21 protein-coding genes, 2 tRNA genes and 1 pseudogene are annotated in these 20,232 nt (G+C 64.9%); 8 read left to right on the top strand and 16 right to left on the bottom strand.

The features are described 5' to 3' along the window. The 3 genes from VB739_RS13330 to yidD all read right to left on the bottom strand — a co-directional run. The coding region (locus tag VB739_RS13330) for a Mur ligase domain-containing protein (RefSeq protein WP_323357531.1) at positions 1 to 226 on the bottom strand (226 nt) is incomplete at its 3' end. A 55-nt stretch (positions 227 to 281) separates the two neighbouring features. Then, positions 282 to 548 carry a glutaredoxin family protein gene (locus tag VB739_RS13325; protein WP_323357530.1) on the bottom strand — a complete coding sequence of 89 codons (267 nt, stop codon included), beginning with the start codon at positions 546 to 548 and terminating at the stop codon, positions 282 to 284. Further along, complete coding sequence (yidD, locus tag VB739_RS13320) at positions 548 to 856, bottom strand: membrane protein insertion efficiency factor YidD (protein WP_323357529.1); 309 nt, start codon at positions 854 to 856, stop codon at positions 548 to 550. The genes VB739_RS13325 and yidD overlap by 1 nt, the downstream gene beginning before the upstream one ends. A 46-nt stretch (positions 857 to 902) precedes the next feature. On the opposite strand from yidD, the gene rpsD reads away from it, so the two are divergent. Both rpsD and VB739_RS13310 read left to right on the top strand, forming a co-directional pair. Further along, positions 903 to 1,511 (top strand): 30S ribosomal protein S4, encoded by a 609-nt coding sequence (gene rpsD / locus VB739_RS13315; protein WP_323357528.1) that lies wholly within the window; start codon positions 903 to 905, stop codon positions 1,509 to 1,511. Between the two features lie 136 nt (positions 1,512 to 1,647). Then, positions 1,648 to 2,442, top strand: a complete 795-nt coding sequence (locus tag VB739_RS13310) for a class I SAM-dependent methyltransferase (RefSeq protein WP_323357527.1) — start codon at positions 1,648 to 1,650, stop codon at positions 2,440 to 2,442. Between the two features lie 46 nt (positions 2,443 to 2,488). On the opposite strand, the gene VB739_RS13305 is transcribed toward VB739_RS13310, so the two are convergent. From VB739_RS13305 to VB739_RS13275, 7 genes are all read right to left on the bottom strand, one after another. Next, positions 2,489 to 4,333 carry a V-type ATP synthase subunit A gene (locus VB739_RS13305; RefSeq protein WP_323357526.1) on the bottom strand — a complete coding sequence of 615 codons (1,845 nt, stop codon included), beginning with the start codon at positions 4,331 to 4,333 and terminating at the stop codon, positions 2,489 to 2,491. 8 nt (positions 4,334 to 4,341) lie between these two features. Further along, positions 4,342 to 5,013, bottom strand: coding sequence for a hypothetical protein (locus tag VB739_RS13300; protein WP_323357525.1), 672 nt, complete (start codon positions 5,011 to 5,013; stop codon positions 4,342 to 4,344). Positions 5,014 to 5,077: 64 nt separating this feature from the next. Beyond that, a complete protein-coding gene (locus tag VB739_RS13295; protein WP_323357524.1) occupies positions 5,078 to 5,779 on the bottom strand; it encodes a hypothetical protein in 702 nt (233 codons plus the stop codon). An 81-nt stretch (positions 5,780 to 5,860) separates the two neighbouring features. After that, on the bottom strand, positions 5,861 to 6,313 hold the full coding sequence (locus VB739_RS13290; protein WP_323357523.1) for an ATP synthase subunit C: 453 nt from the start codon (positions 6,311 to 6,313) through the stop codon (positions 5,861 to 5,863). Further along, positions 6,310 to 8,118: a V-type ATP synthase subunit I gene (locus VB739_RS13285; protein ID WP_323357522.1), complete on the bottom strand. Its 1,809-nt coding sequence runs from the start codon at positions 8,116 to 8,118 to the stop codon at positions 6,310 to 6,312. Before VB739_RS13285 ends, VB739_RS13290 begins: the two co-directional genes overlap by 4 nt. Beyond that, positions 8,115 to 8,717: a V-type ATP synthase subunit D gene (locus VB739_RS13280; RefSeq protein WP_323357521.1), complete on the bottom strand. Its 603-nt coding sequence runs from the start codon at positions 8,715 to 8,717 to the stop codon at positions 8,115 to 8,117. The genes VB739_RS13285 and VB739_RS13280 overlap by 4 nt, the downstream gene beginning before the upstream one ends. 55 nt (positions 8,718 to 8,772) lie before the next feature. Next, a complete protein-coding gene (locus VB739_RS13275; protein ID WP_323357520.1) occupies positions 8,773 to 10,164 on the bottom strand; it encodes a V-type ATP synthase subunit B in 1,392 nt (463 codons plus the stop codon). A gap of 361 nt (positions 10,165 to 10,525) precedes the next feature. Here VB739_RS13275 and VB739_RS13270 point away from each other — a divergent pair, with 361 nt between their 5' ends. Then, on the top strand, positions 10,526 to 11,428 hold the full coding sequence (locus VB739_RS13270) for a polyphosphate kinase 2 family protein (RefSeq protein WP_323357519.1): 903 nt from the start codon (positions 10,526 to 10,528) through the stop codon (positions 11,426 to 11,428). 18 nt (positions 11,429 to 11,446) lie between these two features. Here VB739_RS13270 and trpC read toward each other — a convergent pair whose 3' ends face one another. From trpC to VB739_RS13245, 5 genes are all read right to left on the bottom strand, one after another. Beyond that, on the bottom strand, positions 11,447 to 12,331 hold the full coding sequence (gene trpC, locus VB739_RS13265) for an indole-3-glycerol phosphate synthase TrpC (protein ID WP_323357518.1): 885 nt from the start codon (positions 12,329 to 12,331) through the stop codon (positions 11,447 to 11,449). Between the two features lies 1 nt (position 12,332). Then, positions 12,333 to 13,820, bottom strand: coding sequence for a dihydrolipoyl dehydrogenase (locus VB739_RS13260; protein ID WP_323357517.1), 1,488 nt, complete (start codon positions 13,818 to 13,820; stop codon positions 12,333 to 12,335). A 21-nt stretch (positions 13,821 to 13,841) separates the two neighbouring features. Continuing rightward, positions 13,842 to 14,699, bottom strand: a complete 858-nt coding sequence (locus VB739_RS13255) for an RNA methyltransferase (protein ID WP_323357516.1) — start codon at positions 14,697 to 14,699, stop codon at positions 13,842 to 13,844. A gap of 5 nt (positions 14,700 to 14,704) precedes the next feature. Beyond that, a complete protein-coding gene (locus VB739_RS13250; RefSeq protein ID WP_323357515.1) occupies positions 14,705 to 14,953 on the bottom strand; it encodes a hypothetical protein in 249 nt (82 codons plus the stop codon). A 10-nt stretch (positions 14,954 to 14,963) separates the two neighbouring features. Next, positions 14,964 to 15,047: transfer RNA gene (locus tag VB739_RS13245), tRNA-Leu, on the bottom strand. A gap of 208 nt (positions 15,048 to 15,255) precedes the next feature. Between VB739_RS13245 and murA the strand changes: the two genes are divergently transcribed. The 5 genes from murA (at position 15,256) to VB739_RS13220 (ending at position 19,760) form a co-directional block, all read left to right on the top strand. Then, positions 15,256 to 16,563, top strand: a complete 1,308-nt coding sequence (gene murA, locus VB739_RS13240; protein WP_323357514.1) for a UDP-N-acetylglucosamine 1-carboxyvinyltransferase — start codon at positions 15,256 to 15,258, stop codon at positions 16,561 to 16,563. A gap of 30 nt (positions 16,564 to 16,593) precedes the next feature. Continuing rightward, positions 16,594 to 16,675 (top strand) — tRNA-Leu (locus VB739_RS13235). Next, positions 16,651 to 17,865 (top strand): aspartate aminotransferase family protein, encoded by a 1,215-nt coding sequence (locus tag VB739_RS13230; protein WP_323357513.1) that lies wholly within the window; start codon positions 16,651 to 16,653, stop codon positions 17,863 to 17,865. The genes VB739_RS13235 and VB739_RS13230 overlap by 25 nt, the downstream gene beginning before the upstream one ends. 15 nt (positions 17,866 to 17,880) lie before the next feature. Next, positions 17,881 to 19,197 carry a bifunctional folylpolyglutamate synthase/dihydrofolate synthase gene (locus VB739_RS13225; protein WP_323357512.1) on the top strand — a complete coding sequence of 439 codons (1,317 nt, stop codon included), beginning with the start codon at positions 17,881 to 17,883 and terminating at the stop codon, positions 19,195 to 19,197. Then, on the top strand, positions 19,194 to 19,760 hold the full coding sequence (locus VB739_RS13220) for a pentapeptide repeat-containing protein (RefSeq protein ID WP_323357511.1): 567 nt from the start codon (positions 19,194 to 19,196) through the stop codon (positions 19,758 to 19,760). Before VB739_RS13225 ends, VB739_RS13220 begins: the two co-directional genes overlap by 4 nt. A gap of 16 nt (positions 19,761 to 19,776) precedes the next feature. On the opposite strand, the pseudogene VB739_RS13215 reads toward VB739_RS13220, so the two are convergent. Next, positions 19,777 to 20,232, bottom strand: a pseudogene (locus tag VB739_RS13215) (FAD-binding protein); the annotation flags it as partial.

Raw genomic sequence — 20,232 nt, 5'->3', positions numbered from 1 at the left:
CCGTCGGCCCAATCACGGCCGCCACGGCACCGGCGGCCAGCACCTCGGGCCAGAAGCTGCCGCCATCCACCGCCGTGCCGGGCAGGCCCACGAACAGGCTGCCGGGGGCGACGCGGCGGGAATCGCAGCTGACGCCGCTCACCGTCGCCTGGGCCAGGGCACCGGTGGGGTCGGGGAGCGGCGGCAGGCCCACCTGACGCAGGAGCGGCTGAAGCAGCGGTGACATGGCGGCGCCGGCGGCGTCCGGCGGGACGGAGCTGGCGCCTGTCATAGCGTGACGCTCAGCGGACGCCCTGCTTGATCAGCCAGGCCTGCAGCTGGGCTCCCGCCAAGCGGGGGGACACCCGCGGCAGCTCCCGCAGCGGATCCTCCCCGCTGGCCGCCAACGCCAGCACGGGCACGGCCAGCCCATAACGCTGCTGCAGGTCAGGGTTGGTGTCCACGTCGATCAACCGCATGGGCTGGGGGGGATCCAGGGCCCGGAGCTTTTCGGCGAGGCCCTCGCAGAGGCAGCAGCCCTGGCGCGTGAACAGCAGCAGCTCCTGCATCAATCCGGAACCGGGTCGCAGCCGCAGGGGGTGAAGGGGTGGCAGCGGCCGATCCGCTTCAGGGTGAGCCAGCCGCCGCGCCAGGGGCCATGGCGACCGATCGCCTCCAGCCCATAGGCGCTGCAGCTGGGAATGAAGCGGCAACGAGGGCCGAGCAGGGGCGAGAGCCAGCGGCGGTAGGCGCCGATCAGGGCGAGCAGCAGGGCGGCCACGGCGGACGAGAGGGTCGACAGAGTCCCTGCGGGACCGTCGCCACTTAGGGTGGGTGGTTGGCGCTGCACGCGCGGGCATCCGGGTTCTCCCAGCATGCCGCAACCGTGCACCCCGCCGTTCCCACCTCCGTCACCTTCCCTTATGTCTCGCTACCGCGGCCCTCGCCTGAGGATCACGCGGCGCTTGGGGGACCTTCCCGGTCTCACCCGTAAGGCCGCCAAACGGTCTTATCCCCCCGGTCAGCACGGCCAAGCCCGTCGCAAGCGCTCCGAATACGCGATCCGTCTCGAAGAAAAGCAGAAACTGCGTTTCAACTACGGCATTTCCGAACGTCAGCTGGTGCGCTACGTGAAGAAAGCCCGTGCCCAAGAGGGTTCCACGGGAACCAACCTGCTCAAGTTGCTTGAGGGCCGTCTCGACAACATCTGCTTCCGCGTCGGCCTCGGCCCCACCGTTCCCGGTGCCCGTCAGCTGGTGAACCATGGCCACGTGACCGTGAACGGTCGGGTCGTTGACATCCCCAGCTACCAGTGCAGGGCCGGCGACGTGGTCGCCATCCGCGAGCGCAAGTGCAGCAAGACCCTGGCCGAAGCCAACCTGGCCTTCCCCGGCCTGGCCAACATTCCGCCCCACCTGGAGTTCGACAAGGCCAAGATGACCGCCAAGGTGGGCGGCCGCATCGAACGCGAATGGGTCGCTCTCGAAATCAACGAACTGCTGGTGGTGGAGTTCTACAGCCGCAAGGTCTGAGCGCCTCACCCTGATTCGGTCGGCCAGAGTCCGACCCAGCTGGCGGTCCGGCTTCGGTCGGGCCGCTTTTTGATGGGCGCACCTCCAGCTTGGCGATGGGCCTGAGCACCATCCGCATGGCGCACCGCTAGGGAGGATGCACCCCACTCGAACCGATGACGAGGACCGCATGGCCTGCGACTTCATCGATCATTTCGCCAGCGTCTCCGGCAGCTACGCCCGGTTCCGCCCCACCTACCCTTCAGCACTGTTTGCCTGGCTGGAATCGGTGGCACCCACCCGTCAGCGGGCCTGGGACTGCGCCACCGGCACGGGGCAATGCGCCCTGGCCCTCGCCGAGCGATTCGAGACCGTGCTGGCCACCGATGCCAGTGCGTCCCAGCTGGCCCTGGCCGAGCCCCATCCGCGGGTGCGCTACCGGTTGGCAACAGCGGAACACTCGGGTCTGCTGGCCCATTCCATGGATCTGGTCACGGTGGCCCAGGCTCTGCACTGGTTCGACCGCGACCGTTTCTACCGGGAGGTCGAGCGCGTGCTGAGGCCCGGTGGCGTCCTGGCCGCTTGGACCTACGGCCTGGCCAGGGTTGAAGCCGCAGGCATCGATGCGATCCTGCGCCACTTCTATGGGGAGATCGTTGGCCCCTACTGGCCGCCCGAAAAGGTCCTGGTGGACAACGACTACCGGGACATCACCCTGCCCTGCGAGGCCCTGGCAACGCCAGCGTTCGCCATGGAAACCTTCTGGAACCTGGAGCAACTGCTCGGCTACTGCGCCAGCTGGTCGGCCACGGCCAGGTACGTCGCCGCCACGGGGAGCGATCCCCTGGAGTGGATTCGGCCGGCGATGCAAAGGGCTTGGGGAGAGCGGGAGCGCCAGTACCGCCTGCGCTGGCCCCTGACCCTGAAGGCCTGCCGCCGCAGCCCTGGCTGAGAGGGCTGGCGCAGGACAGGCACCCGGACCGATCCAACCGGCTGCGTCAGGCCACCTGACAGGCGGGTTCCGTCGCCGCGGCGTACTGGCAGGAGAGGGCCTGGATTTGCTGCAGATAGCTCTTGTAGGTCACCGAACCAGCGACGGAATAGTTCAGGTTCCTGTACAGGCCGGTGAGCTGGGTGTAGTAGTCCCTGACGACCTTCTTCTCACTGAATGTGTGGTCTAGATGCAGCAGATTGAAGATCAGATCGAACGAGGTCTTCTGCCGTTCCAGGGGGGTGCTGGAATCAACGGGATCAAAGGCATCCTGCTGCAGATACACCATGTCGAGGAACAGGGCTTTGTGGTAAAGGATGAAATCCTCCATGCTGACGCCTTCCTCTCCGGTCACCTGAATCATCTGGTTGACGCGGTCTCCCTCCTTGAGCAGACCATTCATCTCCGCGACACGCCCCACCCAGTCGTGGGAAAGGTGCTCGGAGAACCAGTCTTCAAGCTGGGGAAAGTAGCGCGACCAAGAGAGCAGGATGTCAACAGCTGGATAAAAGCGCTTGTAGGCACGTTCCGCACTCAGGCCCAGAAAAGCCTTGACCGTTCCCAGGGTGCACTGGGTGACAGGCTCCTCGAAATTGCCACCCGCCGGAGACACCGTGCCGATCATGGTGAGGCTGCCGACAGAACCATCATGGCTGCGGATGATGCCAGCCCGTTCATAAACGGCCTTGATCGAGGAGTCGAGATAGGCGGGAAAGGCCTCCTCTCCCGGAATCTCCTCCAGACGCCCGGAGGTTTCCCGCATCGCCTGGGCCCATCGGGAGGTGGAATCGGCGATCAGGAGCACATTGAAACCCATCTGTCGGTAGTACTCGCCCAGGGTAAGGCCGGTGTAGATGGAGGCTTCCCTGGCCGCCACCGGCATCGAGGATGTGTTGCAGATGATGATGGTGCGATCCATCAGCGAACCGCCGGTTTTCGGATCGGACAGTTTAGGAAACTCGGTGATGGTTTCGACCACTTCCCCGGCGCGCTCCCCGCAGGCCACCACCAGCACGATGTCCACATCGGAATGGCGGGAAATGAGGTTCTGCAGCACGGTCTTGCCGGCTCCGAAAGGACCGGGGATGCAGCCGGTACCGCCACGGGCGATGGGCAGAAACGTATCGATGATGCGCTGGGTGGTGATCATCGGCTCCTGCGGGTAGAGCCGCTCGGAACGATTCGCTTCAAGCAACGCCTGGGGCAAGGGGCGACGCACCGGCCACTGCTGCGTCAAGGTCAGGGAGCGGGTGGCCTCGGAGCTGTCTCTGATGCGGGCCACAGCCGTGTCGATGGTGAAGCTGCCCTGCTGGATCCAATCAAGGGTGACCACACCCTGCTGATCAAACGGGATCATGATCTTGTGGGTGAAACGGCCTTCCTGAACGGTGCCGATCACATCGCCGGCATGGAGGCTGTCGCCGATCTTGGCAACGGGCTGAAACGACCACTTCTTCTCGGTGTCGAGCGGAGACACATCGGCACCCCGAGGCAGAAATGTGCCATAGCCGGCAGCAAGCTGAGCCAGGGGATTCTGCAGCCCGTCAAAGACCTGGCTCAGCAATCCTGGGCCGAGGATGACGGAGAGCTGCTCTCCTGACTGTTCGACAGGATCACCGATTCCGACACCCTTGGTGCTTTCGAAGACTTGGGCATCGGCCAGCCGTCCACGAACGCGTAGCACCTCCGCCTTCAGCTTTTCCTCCCGTCCGCCGCTGCGGCGCTGCAAGCAGATATAAACCACCTCATTCTTGAGTAGCGGCCGTGGATTGGTCTCCGCCATCTGGATCGTGACGAGATCATCCTGGACGGCAACGACGGTGGCGGGATGGTACGCAACGCTGTCTGTCATTGAGACACTCATGCAAAAAGTTGCTTGTGGTTGCCGAGGCCCGAATCAACAAGCTCCCGAAAACGAACGACCGCATCATCCCCTTTGTAGCATGACCAGCGGCTGACAAGACTCCAGCGCGCCAGGTAGATGATCACCGCTTCAAAATCAAAATTGTGGCCGGCGCCAAGGCGATCCAGCATGGCCCAGACAATCGAGAACTGCAACTTCTCGAAGCCGATCAGATCGTCCTTGTCCAGCAGATCATGGGCCTGCTTGACCCATGGAAAGATCACCTCCAGCTTGAAGGTTGGGGCATTCCAGTTGCGCTCCATCAGCCCCACCCATTCGCCGAATCCCCAGATCTCTCCAGGGGGAGGTTGGGCCTCTCCGCGGCGATGCCGGCGCAACGCCGCCACGACCGTCCGCATGTCGAGCCTCTGTTTCACCAGCCCCCGCAGCGTGGGGCTTCGGCTGGAGGCGAGGAAACGATGGGCCTCCGAGACGAACTCAGGATCAGTGCGCTCCGAAGGCTGAAGCGGCCAGGCGATCAGATTGGCGATCTGGTCGAGTGTCTGATGGTCGGTGGCATCCAGCAGGTTCAATCGGCTTTTCAGTTTGATGCGGGAAATCGGTGGCGTCGCAGCTTCGAACAACTTGCCGAGCGGCGGAAGACTGGCCATGAGGACGACGTATTTCATCCTGCCGTCACCCCTGCCTCGAGGCACGACGATGCCGACCAGGCCAGCGATCCGCCTGCCTGGCTCATTTCACCACCCCCTCGAGCAGGGCGCGAAAACGGGGCTGAAGATGGGCCAGAAGGGATTGGGCGATCGCCGCATCCGTGAGGTCGAGCAGCACGTCACGATCCACCAAACGCAGCTTCAGCCCCGCCTCCTGCCCCTTCGACACCCCGAACGTGACCCCGGCCCGGAGCATGCCGCGGGCGGTGAGGCGAACGAACTTGCTGAGGATGCCCTTCTCCAGCTCCTCCGGGTGCTGGCTGAGTTCGGCGAGGCCATCGATGCGGCGCGGCAACAGCACTTCGATCTGCCCGGACTGATCAGCATCTGGGCGCAGCGTTCCGACAATCTCCATGATCATCCGATCCAGGATCTCCTGCTTCTGCTGCTCCTCGCCCACGAGCTGACGCACTTCACCGGCGAAGCGTTCACTGAGCTGGGCCTTGAGGGCGAGCATGGTGTCGCGAAAGGCGAGCTCAAGGGCCTCCTTGCCTGAGGACCGAAGGGTCTCGGCCTCCTTCCTGGCCCGATCGAGGATCTGCTTCGCCTGCGCCTGCGCCTGCGCCAGGGTGTCGGCGGCCTTCGCCTCGGCATCCCGCCTCAGGTCTTCGGCCTCGGCGCGCCCCTTCTCCACGCCCTGATCTCGCAACCGGGCGATCAGTTCGTCCACGCCCGAAGCCACCGCGAGGGGGGTGTCATGGCGGATCTTCTTCGGGTTGGCCATGGGAGCTGCCTGGCTGGAAAGGAACGCTGGAGCGAGGAACTGGAACGAAGACGCCTTCAGGGTGGAAGCGCCGCAGGTGACTTATTTGGGAATGCCCCCGGCCGCCACCAGAGCAAAGACGAAAGCGAACACGGCGAATCCCTCGACAATGGCCGCCGGAGCCAGCGAAAGGCCGAAGATGCCGGGTTTGGCTTTGGATCCTGAGATGGCTGAGGCGCAGCACAGCCCCTGGTAGATCGCCGCCATCAGGAACACCAGGCCGGACAACAGGCCGATACCGAAGAGACCGCCTGAATTGGCCGGGGTGACCGGTCTGTTGAGAATGAACATCACGACGATGCCATAGATCGACATCGAAGAGGGAAGCGCGGAAAGGCCGACGAAGCGTCCGTAGCCACTGCTGACCTCCATCATCGCTCCGATCGCTGCCTGACCTGCCGTCGTGCAACCGATGGAAGCCCCGATCGCCCCAAACGCCACCGGCGCGTAGATCCCGATCCAGCCGAGGACAAGGATGGAAGTGTCGTCGTTCAAGATGCCGTCTCCCTTTTGATAAAAGGTTCGAAAGGATAGCCTTCTTCGTCGAGGCTCCAGTTAAAGAACTCGATGAAGTTTAGTCTCAAACCATGGACGAAGCCACTGATGATGGCCAGAAGCAGATTGATGCCATGACCCAGGAGGAGAATCAGCAAAGCAATCGCCACCCCAAGAGGCACGTCGGAACGATAGACCTGTCCCGCCAGCTGATTGAAGGTCACCGCCAAAGAGGCACTAGCCAAGCCTAAGGCAAACAACCTCAGATAACTCATCACGTCGCCAAAGAGTTTGGAAAGATTCGCCAACGAAGCGAGACCGTCAAAAAGGCGCAGCAGCAAGTCTCCGGGGGAATCGAGAGGCCGTTCGCTGCTCAGTAACAGGATGGTGAGGAATCCGCCGCTGCCGAGCCCAATGCCCAGATCACGACCCACCGCAGAATTCGCACCGAGATAGAGGCTGAGGCCAGCGAGAATGATGGCGATCCAGCCAACGGGCCTGGCGCGCTCGGCGATCGAAACCGCTCGAAAAGCCACAATCCCATTGGCGAGAATCAGGTGCAGAGCGCCGACAAGCAGTGAGATCTTCATCATCTCGTCGTAATCATTCAGATTCAGCACCTTGAGGTGAGCCAGAACGGTTGTGGCCGGTGGTGCCACCCCGAAATAACTGCCAGCCAACACGCCATAGAGGAGCGCGAAAAACAGACCGACCGCCGCGAGAACACGAAAATGTCGACTGGATGGCGTTCTGCCCATCCCCTTCCAAGACACGGCGAGAAGCACTCCCAGTACCAAGGCATAGCCGGCATCAGCCAGGATCATCGCAAAGAACATCGCAAACGAGAAGAAGACCACGGTCGAAGGATCCCAGTCGCGATACCCGGGGGTCTCATAGAAGGTGACCAGATCTTCACCGCCGATCAGAAGATCAGGGTTGGTCATCAACGTGGGAGGAACGTCCTCCGACGTCGGACTTTCGGCCCAGGAGGCCAGCCCCATCCGGCTGACAAAGCTCTCAAGCAGGGGAAGGTCCCTGCGGGGCATCCAGCCCTGAACCTGAAAGACACTGCCCCGGTCAGCGGTTTTGTCGCCAGCCTGCTTGAGGGCTTCCCGATCGTCGGCCTGGGCAAGATGCTTTGAGAGCAGAAAGATCCAGCGACTGAAGGCTTCATGCTCCGCCTCGATGTCATCGAAGTCGACATGAGCCTGATCGAGTTCGGCCCTGAGATCCTGGGGAGACACGGAACCAACGTGTGACCGCTGCACCGGAAGCAGGCTCTGGTCGGGCTCCTGCTCAGCGATCACAACGAAATAGCCGTTCCTGGGGCTGGCATGGATGAGCTGCCAGGGCATGGTCAGGGTCTCCAGCGCCTGCAGGAAAACCCCGTTCTTGGGATGGGGAACCCTGTAGAACCACAGCCGCTGACCGGCGAGATCACCCAGATCGGGTAGTCGGAAGTTCCCCCAAGGCAGCAGTTCGTCGAGGTATTGGCGAAGGGTGAGAATCCGGTCCTCAGCGGCCCGCTTCCGGGCCCGGTTCGCCAGGGCCTTCTCCACAACATGTTCGAGCTGAAACGTGGGATCGGCTCTGAGCTGGTAACGACGCTGGCGCACATCCATCAGATAACGCAGGGCCTCGCGGGCCTGGCCGGCGAGCTGTGGAGAGGTGAAATCAGCAGCACCATCTTGATCTCCCAACGGGATCAGATGCATGCAACCAATGGCTTGCAGTCCCTCCAGCACCGCATGCTGATCTGCGGCGAGACCGAAGATGGAGACTTTGGCGAGCGGTACGATCGTCATGGGTTCTGCCGCTCCTTCTTGCGTTTGGCAATCTTGGAATTGACCACACCAGCCCGTTCAGCGTCAGAAAGATAGATCGAGATCTCACGAATATTTTTTCTCGCCCGTGGAATCAACACCTTGTCAAACAAGTTATAGCGTTGCGTGACGGTCCTCTCAGCCTCCTGCAGAAACTCCACTCGGCGCCGCGCCAGTTGGATACGGATGTTGGCTTCGATGGCTGCTTTGAGAACCACGATGAGAGCATCAACCCAGAACGGCTTGGTAAGCAAGCCATAGTGACTGATCCGAAATTCCAGGGCCTGGAGGGTCGGGAGCCGTGTTCCCATCAGATTTTCCTCCCCGATCTCCAACCTGGAGATGGTCACCAGATGGTCGAGATTGATCGCTTCATTCGCGACCATCGGCAGCCTGACCGCCACATCCGGCTCGATCGCCTCGGCCGTCTGAACGGCTTCAGCAAGCTGACGGCGTGCCTTCTCCCGCTCCGCGCTGATCTGCCGCCGTTTCATGTCCAGCGAAGGCAGGACATCTTGAAAGGTTCTCAGCAGAGACTTCTCCTTCGTCAAGGAGGCCTTGGTGAGCGAGAGTCTGGCCATGAACGCTAGTCGCAGAGAAGACGGTTTGGCTTGCTAGGGACAAGGATCTATGACTTCATGACGAACCTCCAACCGCTGGGACCTGGGGTGAGGTCATCGCCGGCGCGGGCGGGCCCGGAAAATACTTGTCGATCAGTTCCTGCTTCATCAGCAACTCGCCGGCTTGGAAACACTCGGCAAGGGTCTTCCAGGCAAGATCCAGAGCATCCTCAAGGCAGATATCAACATTGATATCCATGAATCTGTCTTTGAAAAGTCCACCGAATTTGATCAGGCGCTGGTCGTAATCAGACAGTTCAAAGGCCATCGCTTGCTTCTGCTCAGCATCCCTGGCACCGGAGTAGAGCCGGATGCAGGTGTTCATGATCTGATTATGGTCCTCGCGGGTGATCTTCCCAATCACATTCTGTTTGAGGCGGGAAAGTGAACCAAAGGGATCAATGACCCCATCATGAAGATAGAACTGCCCTTCCGTGATGTATCCCGTATTGTCAGGCACCGGATGGGTGATGTCATCACCTGGCATGGTGGTGACCGTGAGCAGCGTCACCGATCCACCTTTGGCATAGTCGGCTGCCTTTTCATAACGGCGGGCAAGCTGGGAATACAGATCACCGGGATAACCCCGGTTGGCTGGAACCTGATCCATGGCGATACTGATTTCCTTCAGGGCATCGGCAAACGATGTCATGTCGGTGAGCAGCACCAACACCCGCTTCCCCTCCTCGACAGCGAAGCGCTCGGCCACCGCCAAGGCCATATCAGGAATCAGCAATCGCTCAACGATTGGATCAGAGGCCAGGTTCACAAACATCACCGTACGCGAGAAAACTCCGGCATCTTCAAATGTCTTGCGGAACGAGTAGTAGTCATCGAAGATGAGACCGAGGCCACCAAAAACGACCACATCGGCATCGGCCTGAATCCCGATGCGGGCCAGAAAAGCATTGAAGGGTTCGCCTGACACCGAAAAGATCGGGATCTTCTGGCTCTCCACGAGGCAATTGAAGACGTCGATCATCGGCACATTCGTGCGAATCATCTTTGAGGCCAGAATCCGACACATGGGATTCACCGAAGGCCCCCCAATCGGCACTTTCGGATCTTCTGCAAGGCTGGGGCCTCCGTCGATCGGCTCACCGGTACCCCGAAACACCCTCCCCAGAATATTGCTGGAGTAAGTGGCCTCCATCGGATGACCGAGAAAACGCACAGCGGAATCGGTGGCCACCCCCTTGGTACCGCGGAAAACCTGCAGAGAGACCGAGTCCTGCTTCAACGCAATCACCTGAGCGAGGGAAAACGTGCCATTTCGGTTTTCCACAACCGCCAGATCGTTGAACCGTGGTGCCGCTTCATTCTCGCTGGAGCCTGCAGGCACTTCGACGCGGAGAATGTCGCCGACAATCTCGAGGATCTTCGAGTAGCTGACGAGGGAACCAAGCATGGGGGAGGACGATCAGAGGATCAGAACCGGTGCCGAGCTGATGGAAGCTGAACGTCTCGGGTGTTGGCTTTCACGGTAGTGGCTCGCTGCCCATGCCATGGCTCAAGCATGCTGCACCTCCCGCCAAACTTTAATCACGGCAAGAGAGCAGGTGAATCTTCGTAAGACTTTTTATCCTGACGCCAAACGGCAAGGAATGTGGCTAGGCTTTCTTTCAATGCATGGAATTCAAGAGCTAGCTCGGGTTCTTGAGGGTCGGATCGAATACAAAAGGGCTCACCACTTTTACGAAGTGTGGTGGAAGGTCAGGCGGCACCTCAGATCAGGTGTATCAGTGGGAAGGATGCCGCAGCTGAGGAGCGTGGACAAGAAGGACTTTGTTGAGCGTGCCAGAAGCATTGTCAAACCCTTCCGTGTTCAGAATGGCGACCGCTTCCATCTCAAGGATTACGATCCCGGCGAAACGCTCTCGCTAGACCCTGCAGACAAATCCCGTGCCAAGGAAGCACTCGCGCTAGGCGTGGAGATGTTGGCGCACTATCAGGATCTGCTCTATGCCCAGGATCGCTGGGGCCTGCTGCTGATCTTCCAAGCGATGGATGCGGCGGGGAAAGATGGCACGATCAAGCATGTGATGAGTGGCGTCAATCCCCAGGGCTGTCAGGTGACCTCGTTCAAAGCACCCTCTTCCGTGGAACTGGACCACGATTTTCTCTGGCGAAGCAATAATGCCCTACCCGAACGGGGTCGCATCGGCATCTTCAATCGGAGTTACTACGAGGAAACCCTCGTGGTTCGGGTGCATCCCGAGATGCTGGCCAGGCAGACCTTGCCACCTGATCGTCTCACAAAGGACATCTGGAAAGAGCGCTTTCGCGACATCCGAAATTATGAAGAGTACTTGAGCAACAATGGCATCATTGTTCGGAAGTTCTTCCTGAACGTCTCCAAGAAGGAGCAGCGCAAACGCTTTCTCGCACGCTTAGACCGTCCCGAAAAGAACTGGAAGTTTTCTGCCAACGACATCAAGGAACGGGCCTTTTGGGATGACTACATGGAGGCCTACACCGAAACGATTCGGCACACCTCAAGTTGTCACGCTCCCTGGTATGTGGTGCCAGCTGACAACAAGTGGTTCACCCGCATGGCCGTGGCGGCCGCCATCATCGAAACCCTCGATTCCCTGCACCTCCACTATCCCGAAGTCAGTCAGCAAGCCCGCGCCCAGCTCGATGCCGCCAGGGCGGTGCTGGAGAAGGAGTGATCCCTGCGCGGCCCTGTCTCAGCCGCCGATCAGGGTCTCCAGGGCCGCCGTCACATTCTCCTGCCGCATCAGGGCCTCCCCCACCAGCACGGCATCGGCACCGGCCCCCACGGCCCGGTCGAGGTCGGCTCGGCTGACCAGGCCTGATTCGCTCACCAGCAAGGAGCCGCGGGCACGCACCTGCTCGCCGAAGCGTTCCATCAACCGTTCAGTGGTGGCCAGATCCACCGTGAAGCTGGCCAGGTCGCGGTTGTTGATGCCGATCAGGTTCACACCCTCCAGCTGCAGCACCCGCTCCAGCTCCGCCGCATCGTGCACCTCCACCAGCACCGCCAGCCCCAGGCCCCTGGCCACCTTGAGCAGGTAGGCCAGATCCTGGTCGGTGAGGATCGCCGCAATCAGCAGGGCGGCGTCGGCCCCGGCGGCCCGGGCCTGGAACAGCTGGTAGGGGCTGAGGATGAAGTCCTTGCAGAGCAGGGGCAGTGCCACCGCTTCGCGCACCGCCACCAGCACGTCAAAGCCCCCCTGGAAGAAGCGCTTGTCGGTCAGTACTGACAGGCAGCTGGCGCCGCCGTCGCTGTAGCCGCGGGCGATGGCGACGGGATCGAAATCCTCCCGGATCACCCCCTTGCTGGGGCTGGCCTTCTTGATCTCGGCGATCACCGCCGGTTTGCGGCAACTGGCGCGCAGGGCCCCGCAGAAATCCAGGGTGGGAGGCAGGTCCGCGATCTGTTGCTTCAGCGCGTCCAAGCTGACGCGCTCGCGGGCGGCCGTCACCTCCCTGTCCTTTTCCCAGACGATCTCCTCAAGGATGTGGCGGGGGCGCTCCTCCGGATGGGGGGTGCCGAACTCGAGGTGGGCCACCCGGACCGAAGGGTTGGGGGGCCGGCGTCGGATCTCCATCTCAGGCACCCACCGCCGTGGCCAGGCTGGCGGCGGCCTGCTTGTAGGCCACTTCGACCACCTCGCTCAAGGTGGGGTGGGTGTGCACTTCGCTGGCCAGTTGCCGCACCCCCTGGCGCCGGGCCACCGCGTTGGCGATCTCCTGGATCAGGTCGGCCGCATGCAGGCCATAGATGTGGGCCCCCAGCACTTCGCCGGTGTCCTTGCGGAACAGCAGCTTGAGCAACCCGTCACTCTCCAGCTCAGCCAGGGCCTTGGAGTTGGCCTTGAAGTAACTGCGCACGCTGCCCAGGGCGAAGCCCTCCTTCTCGGCCAGATCCTTGGCGTCCGCTTCCGAGAGCCCCACGGAACTGATCTCCGGGTGGGTGAAGGTGGCGGCGGGAATCGAGCGGTAGTCGATGCGGCGGGCGTGGCCGAGGATGTTCTCGATCGCCACCGTGCCCTGGGCGGCAGCGGTGTGGGCCAGCATCATTTTTCCGGTCACGTCGCCCACGGCCCAGAGATGGGGCACCGGCTCACCGTTCGCCAGCACCCGCAGGCCGTCGTCCACCGGGATGAAGCCCCGGTTGGTCTCCACGCCGACGCTGGCCAGGTTGAGCTCCTTGCTCACCGGCACCCGGCCGGTGGCCACCAGCACCGCATCCACTTCCAGGGTTTCCACCGGCTCGCGGCTGGCCATGTCCACCAGTTCGATTTTCACCGGGCAGCCGGGGGTGATGCGGCTGGCCAGAACGCCGGCGCGGGCGTCGATGTCGCGGCCGTCGATCAGATGGCGGGCGGCGATCTTGGCGATGTCCGGATCGAAGGTGGGCATCACCCGATCGAGGGCCTCGATCATGGTGACCTCACAGCCCAGGGCCGTATACACATCGGCGAACTCCAGGCCGATGTAGCCGCTGCCGATGATGGTGATCCAGCGGGGCAGCCATTCCAGGTTGATGGCCTCGTCGCTGGTGAACACGGTGCGCCCGTCGGTCTCGATGCCGGGCGGCACGAAGGGATCGGAGCCGGTGGCGACGATCACCTCACGGGCCGTATAGACGCGCTCCACCCCGCTGGCCTCCCGCACCGCCACCCGCTGGGGCCCGTCGAGGCGTCCCTTGCCCCGCAGGATCGTGGTGCCGGAACGCTCCAGGGTCTTGGTGAGATTGGTGCGGATCGTGGCCACCAGCTGGGCGGCATGGTCGGCGATCTTCTGGCGCTCGAAGCGCACCGGCGCCGCATGGATGCCGAAGCCCTTGAGGTGCTCGGCGTCGGCCAGTTCCCGCACCCGGCCGCTGGCGGCCAGCAGGGCCTTGGAGGGGACACAGCCCCGGTTGACGCAGGTGCCGCCCATGTCGCGGGATTCCACGATCGCCACCTTCAGGCCGTGGTCGGCCCCGTGCTTGGCCGCATCGAAACCGCCATAACCGGCGCCGATCACGATCACGTCGAAATCGAACCCGGAGGGGGGGGTGGCGGGTGCTGCGGTCACCGGATGGGGCTGCATGGGTGGAGGCATTCTCCCCTGTCAGGGCGCGGGCCTGCCGTGGGCCTGGCGGGGGCGCTCCAGCAGCAGCAGGGCCGCTGCGGCCGCCACATTGAGCGATTCCACCGCGGGGCTGTGGGGGATCGTCACCCATTGGTCGGCCAGCTGGCTCAGTTCTGGCGCCAGCCCCGCCCCCTCATTACCCAGCAACAGGGCCGTGGGCCGACACCAGTCCAGTTCCCAGTACGGCCGCACCGCGCCCACGATCTCGGGCACCATCGCCGCCACCAGCTGCAGGCCGTCGCCCTGAGCCTCGGCCAGCCGGGTGTGCAGATCGGCGGACGTCATCCGCTCGATCGACAGGGCCAGGGCAGCTCCGCTGGAAGCCCGCAGCACCTTGGGCTGCAACGGATCGGCCCCCTCGGCCAGCCACACCCGCTCCACCCCCGCCGCCAGGGCGGTGCGCAGCAGGGTGCCGAGGTTGCCCGGATCCTGGAGCCGGTCAAGGGCGAGGACAAAGCCCGGGATTGAACCTCCCGCTGCGGGGGCAGGCAGCTGGGCCATCGCCAGGGTCAGCAGCACCCCGTCGGGATGGCGGGTGGTGGCGGCAGCGGCCAGGACCTCGGGGCTGGCAGACCGCAACCGGCCAGGCTCCGGCAGCCGCTCCAACAGGACACCGTGGCGCTCCAGCCAGTCCGGGGTGGCCAGCACCAGTTCGGGCCGCAGGCCAAGGCCGAGGGTTTCCTGGAGCAGGTGGGTTCCCTCCAGGAGCAGGAGGCCCCGCTCCAGCCGGCCACTGGAACGGTGCAGGCGCCGCACCGCTTGGATCAGAGGGTTGCGGACACTGCGGATTGTCTCGCCGCCAGGGGGCTGGCCGGGACGCTCAGCGGGAAAGCCCACTGACGTCAGATGCTCTTGCGGCGTCGGATCTTGAGGCGGTCGTGGATGACCAGATCGTCGTCATGAAGATCCAGCCCTTTGACGGCCGCCACCTCGCCGCGGATGCCTTCAGCCCTGAGGTTGGCAGCCAGTCGGTCAATCACAATGTCTTCCACCTTGTTCTGGTCGTAGCTATCAGGGGTGAGCCGTTCCAGGAACTTGCCGATGTTCGAGGCGACGACATCGGAAGCGTTGGTGATCTTGAGGACAATCATGGGTTAGTTATGCGGATGGGGAGACTTGAACTCCCACGACATTGCTGCCACTAGTACCTGAAACTAGCGCGTCTACCAATTCCGCCACATCCGCGGGCGTTAGCCGCCACGGAAGCCGCGGCGCTCCAAGGAGCATAAATCATCACCGGTGGGCACCTCCGCTCGAGCGACCACTGGCAGCTCCCCCGAGGAACGTTGCCGGAAAGACCTGGAAGAACAAGACAGTTTGAGCGGCGACCCCCTAGACGACGGGATCATTCGTTGTCAAGATGCCCCAGAAATTGATACCAGGACTTCCGTCCATGACCGTATCCCCCATGCCTGTCAAGGCCATCGCCGGCACCAGGCTGGAGATCAGTGGTGGACGGCGACTGGACGGGGAACTGAGGGTCAGCGGCGCCAAGAATTCGGCCCTGGTGCTGATGGCCGCCTGCCTGCTCACCGAAGACGGTCTGCGGCTGAGCAATGTGCCCCCGCTTACCGACATCACGGCGATGGGGGAGATCCTTGCCGCCCTGGGGGTGAGGGTGCAGCGGGGGGGCGACGCGATCGTTCTGCACGGTGACCACATCACCACCGCTGCCCCGCCCTACGAGCTGGTCAACAGCCTGCGGGCCAGCTTCTTCTGCATCGGACCCCTGTTGGCCCGCATGGGCATGGCCCAGGTGCCCCTGCCCGGTGGGTGCCAGATCGGCACCCGGCCTGTGGTGGAGCACGTCAAGGGACTGAAGGCCCTCGGCGCCCAGGTCACCATCGAGCACGGTGTGGTCACCGCCGTGGTGCCTGGCCGCCAGCGCCGCCTCACCGGCGGCCACATCCACCTCGACTGCCCCAGCGTCGGCGCCACCGAGACCCTGATGATGGCGGCCGCCCTCGCCGACGGCGAAACGGTCATCGACAACGCCGCCCAGGAACCGGAGGTGATCGATCTGGCCCGGCTGCTGCTGGCCATGGGGGCCAAGGTGCGCGGCGCCGGCACCCCCACGATCACCATCGTCGGCGTCGAGCGGCTGCACGGGGCCGACTACGCCGTCATCCCCGATCGCATCGAAGCGGGCACCTTCCTGCTGGCCGGGGCCATCACCCGCTCCAGGCTGCGGGTGTTCCCCGCCCTGCCCGAGCACCTCGGCGCCGTGATCACCAAACTCGAGGAGGCGGGCTGCCTCATCGAGGCCGACGGCCAGGGCCTGATCCTCACCGCCAGCAAGGTGCGGGCGGTGGATCTGCGCACCCAGCCCTTCCCCGGCTTCCCCACCGACCTGCAGGCCCCCTTCATGGCCCTGCTCGCCACCGCCGAAGGCACCAGCATGGTGGTGGAGAACATCTTCGAGAACCGCCTCCAGCATGTGGCCGAGTTGCAGCGCATGGGGGCTGACATCCGCATGCAGGGCAACACCGCCTGCGTCGAGGGGGTCGCCCGCCTCAGCGGCGCCCCGGTGCACGGCACCGACCTGCGCGCCTCCGCCGCCATGGTGCTGGCGGGCCTCGCCGCCGACGGCATCACCACCGTGCGGGGCCTGGAATACCTCGATCGGGGCTACGCCGATCTGGAGGGCAAACTCAATGCCGCCGGCGCTTCGATCCGCAGGCTGCCCTCCGTCGCGGCCTAGCCAGCCGTCGCGACCTAGAGTCCTTCCTTCGGGAGCGTGCCGGAATTGGTAGACGGACTCGACTCAAAATCGAGCGCCTTCGGGCATGTGGGTTCGAGTCCCACCGCTCCCATCCAACCGGTGATGGACACCTACGCCCGTTACCCCCTGGCGTTGAAGCGGGGCCGTGGGGTCTGGCTATGGGATCAGCAGAACCGGCGTTACCTCGACATGGTGGCCGGCATCGCCGTCTGCACCCTCGGCCACAGCGACCCGGTGCTGCGGCGTCGCCTCTGTCAGCAGCTGGGCCGCCTCCAGCACGTCTCCAACCTCTACCGGATCCCGGAACAGGAGGCACTGGCCGCGGCCATCACGGCCCGCAGCTGCACCGACCGGGTCTTCTTCTGCAATTCCGGCGCCGAAGCCAATGAGGCGGCCATCAAGCTGGCCCGCAAGCACGGCCATCTGGTGCGCGGCATCGCCGAGCCCCTGATCCTCAGCGCCCAGGCCAGCTTCCACGGCCGCACCCTGGCGGCGGTGACCGCCACGGGCCAGCCCAAGTACCACCAGGGCTTCGAGCCGATGGTGTCGGGCTTCCGCTACTTCCCTTACAACGACACCGCCGGCTTCGAAGCGCTGCTGGCCACCTGTGAAGCCGAGGGTCCCCGCGTGGCCGCGGTGCTGCTCGAACCCCTCCAGGGGGAGGGGGGCGTGAACCCCGGTGATCCCACCTTCTTCCAGCGGGTGCGGGAGCTCTGCGACGCCCACCAGATCCTGCTGATCTTTGACGAGGTGCAGATCGGCGTCGGCCGCAGCGGCCACTGGTGGGGCTACGAACAGCTGGGGGTCGAACCGGACGCCCTGACCATGGCCAAGGGCCTGGGCGGTGGCATCCCCATCGGCGCCCTGGCGGTGAAGGCCGCGGTGGACCACTTCCGCCCCGGCGACCATGCCAGCACCTTCGGCGGCAATCCCTTCGCCTGCCGGGCCGGCCTCACGGTCATCGAGGAAATCGAACGCCGGGGCCTGCTGGCCAAAGTGAGCGCCAACGGTGCCTTGCTGCAATCCCTGCTCCAGGAGCTGGTGGCCCGCCATCCCGACACCCTGGCCGGCGAACGGGGCTGGGGCCTGCTGCGGGGCCTGGTGCTGCGGGAGGGCGGGGTCACGGCCCCGGAGATCGTCAAGGCAGCCATGGCCGAGGGCCTGCTGCTGGTGCCCGCCGGCCCCGGGGTGGTCCGCTTCGTGCCGCCACTGGTGATCAAGCCCCGCCAGCTGCGCAAGGCAGTGAAGCGCCTGGAGAAGGCCCTCAGCACCCTCGATTGATCCCGCTCACCACCCTTGCCGTCCCTGCTGCCCCCCCCCGTCGACCTGGGCGACCTGCTTGAGCCCTTCGCCCTCCGCGGCGTCGACCTGGGCCTGGAGCGCCTGGGCGGCGCCCTGGGCGACGGGGGGCATCCGGAGCGGCGCTTCGTCGCGGCCCAGGTGGCCGGCACCAACGGCAAGGGCTCGATCTGCACCTTTCTGCACGCCATCCTGCGGGCCGCCAACGTGCACGTGGGCACCTACCGCTCCCCCCATCTGGTGAGCTGGTGCGAACGGATCGCGATCGATGACGCCTGGATCGCGGCCGCCACCCTGCGGGCCGACCTGGCCCGCTGGCAGCCCCTCGCCCGCCGTCACCGGCTCACCCCCTTTGAGCTGATCACGGCCGCGGCCTTCGACCGCTTTGCCCGCGAGCGGGTGGATCTGGCGGTGCTGGAGGTGGGCCTGGGGGGTCGCCTCGATGCCACCACCCTCCATCCCCACCGGCCCGTGATCGGCTTCGGGGCTATCGGCCTCGACCATCGCGAACACCTGGGCGACACCCTGGCCGCCATCGCCGCCGAGAAGGCCGCCGTGATGGGGCCGGGTTGCCGGGCCTTCAGCGCCGCCCAGGAACCCGAGGCCCGCCGGGTGCTGGAGACGGAGGCCCGCCGCCGTGGCGCCAGCCTGCACTGGCTCGACCCCCTGCCCACCGTGGCCGATGGCGGACCCGAACTGGGCCTGGCGGGGGAGCTGCAGCGCCACAACGGCGCCGTGGCCGTGGCCATGGCCAGGGCCCTGACGGCCCCGGACGGCCCACTGGCCGGCAGGCCCCTCGAGGAGGGCATGGTCCGCGCCGGCCTGGCGGCGGCCCGTTGGCCCGGGCGACTGGAGAGCCACCACTGGCGGGGCCGCGAACTGCTGGTCGATGGGGCCCACAATCCCCCGGCGGCGGCGGCCCTGCGCAGGGAACTCGACCGGATCGATGGTGATCTCCAGGGTGGGCGGCCGCGCCGCTGGCTGCTGGGCATCCAACGCCACAAGGAGGGGGCGGCGATGCTCAAACTGCTGCTGCGTCCCGGTGATCGGGCGGTGGTGGTGGCGGTGCCGGAGCATCCCAGCTGGTCGCGGCAGGAGCTGGCCGCCGCCTGCCCCGGCCTGGCCGACCAGCTCGAGGAGGCCGGCAGCCTGGAGGCCGGACTGGACAGCCTGCTGGCCCCCGGCCCGCTGCCGCTGGTGGCCGGCTCCCTGTTCCTGCTGGGCGCAGTGCTTCCGCTGCTCGATGCCGCCCAGGCTGACGAAGCCCCGGCGCTGGTCCAGCCTGGGGACGTCCCCGGCAGCCACGGCCCATGACGACGGTCTTCGGAACCGATGCCCCCAGGCCCGCCGGCAGTTCCCGAAGGCCGCCGGGGCAATCCCCCCGCCGGGGGCTCGTGCCACTGCTGCTGGCTCTGGTGCTCCTGGCCACCCTGCTGCTGGCCGTCCCCAGCGCCCGGGCCGACAACCAGGACCGGGTGGATTACACGCTCACCAACCAGAGCGGCAAGGACTTCAGCGGCCAGCAGCTGGCCGGCAGTTCCTTCGCCGGGGCCACGGCCCGCCAGTCCATTTTCAGGGAGGCCGATCTGCACGGGGCGATCCTCACCCAGGCGGCCTTCCCCGAGGCCGACTTCCGCGGTGCCGATCTCAGCGACGCCCTGATGGACAAGGTGGACATGAGCGGCACCGACCTCACCGGCGCAGTGCTGCGGGGGGCGATCGCCTCCGGCAGCAACTTCACCGGCGCCACGGTCACCGATGCGGACTTCACCGATGCCCTGCTCGACCGGGTGGACCAGCGGCACCTCTGCCGCGACGCCCGCGGCACCAACCCGGTGACCGGCGCCGACACCCGGATCAGCCTGGAGTGCGGCTGAGGCGTTGAGCGCACACCTAGCCCACCCAGCCCCTGAGTTTGCCCGGGTTCATCAGCCCGGCCGGGTCGTAGGCGGCCTTGGCCGCCACCTGATCGGCGTCCACCACCCCGAGGCCACCGTCCTCGACGGTGATCACGTGGGGGTTGAACGGCACCGCCCCCAGCTCACGGCACTGGGCGACGAGGTCGGCCAGGGCCTGGGGTCCCTGCCAGCGCACCAGGGGCAGGGCCGTCAGCCGCGGCGCCCCTAGGTAACGCACCGCCTCCAGGTGCCAGAGCACATCGCTGCCCCAGCGCTGGCGCACGGCCTCCAGCAGGGGCGCCTCCGGCCGGGGCAGCAGCAGCTGCAGGTAGGTCCAGTCGGGGGCCTGGGCCCGCCAGTGCAGGGTGGTGTGGTTCCAGGTGAGTTCCCCCAGGGGCAGGCCCCGAGCCCGCCCCGCCTCCGGCCGGCTGCCCTGCCAGCGGAGCTGGCC

Origin of the sequence: Cyanobium gracile UHCC 0281, assembly GCF_034931305.1 — a bacterium.
GTDB classification, from domain to species: Bacteria; Cyanobacteriota; Cyanobacteriia; order PCC-6307; family Cyanobiaceae; genus Cyanobium; species Cyanobium gracile_A.
The sequence above is the reverse complement of the archived record's forward strand: the minus strand, read 5'-3'. Positions and strand labels throughout refer to the sequence as shown.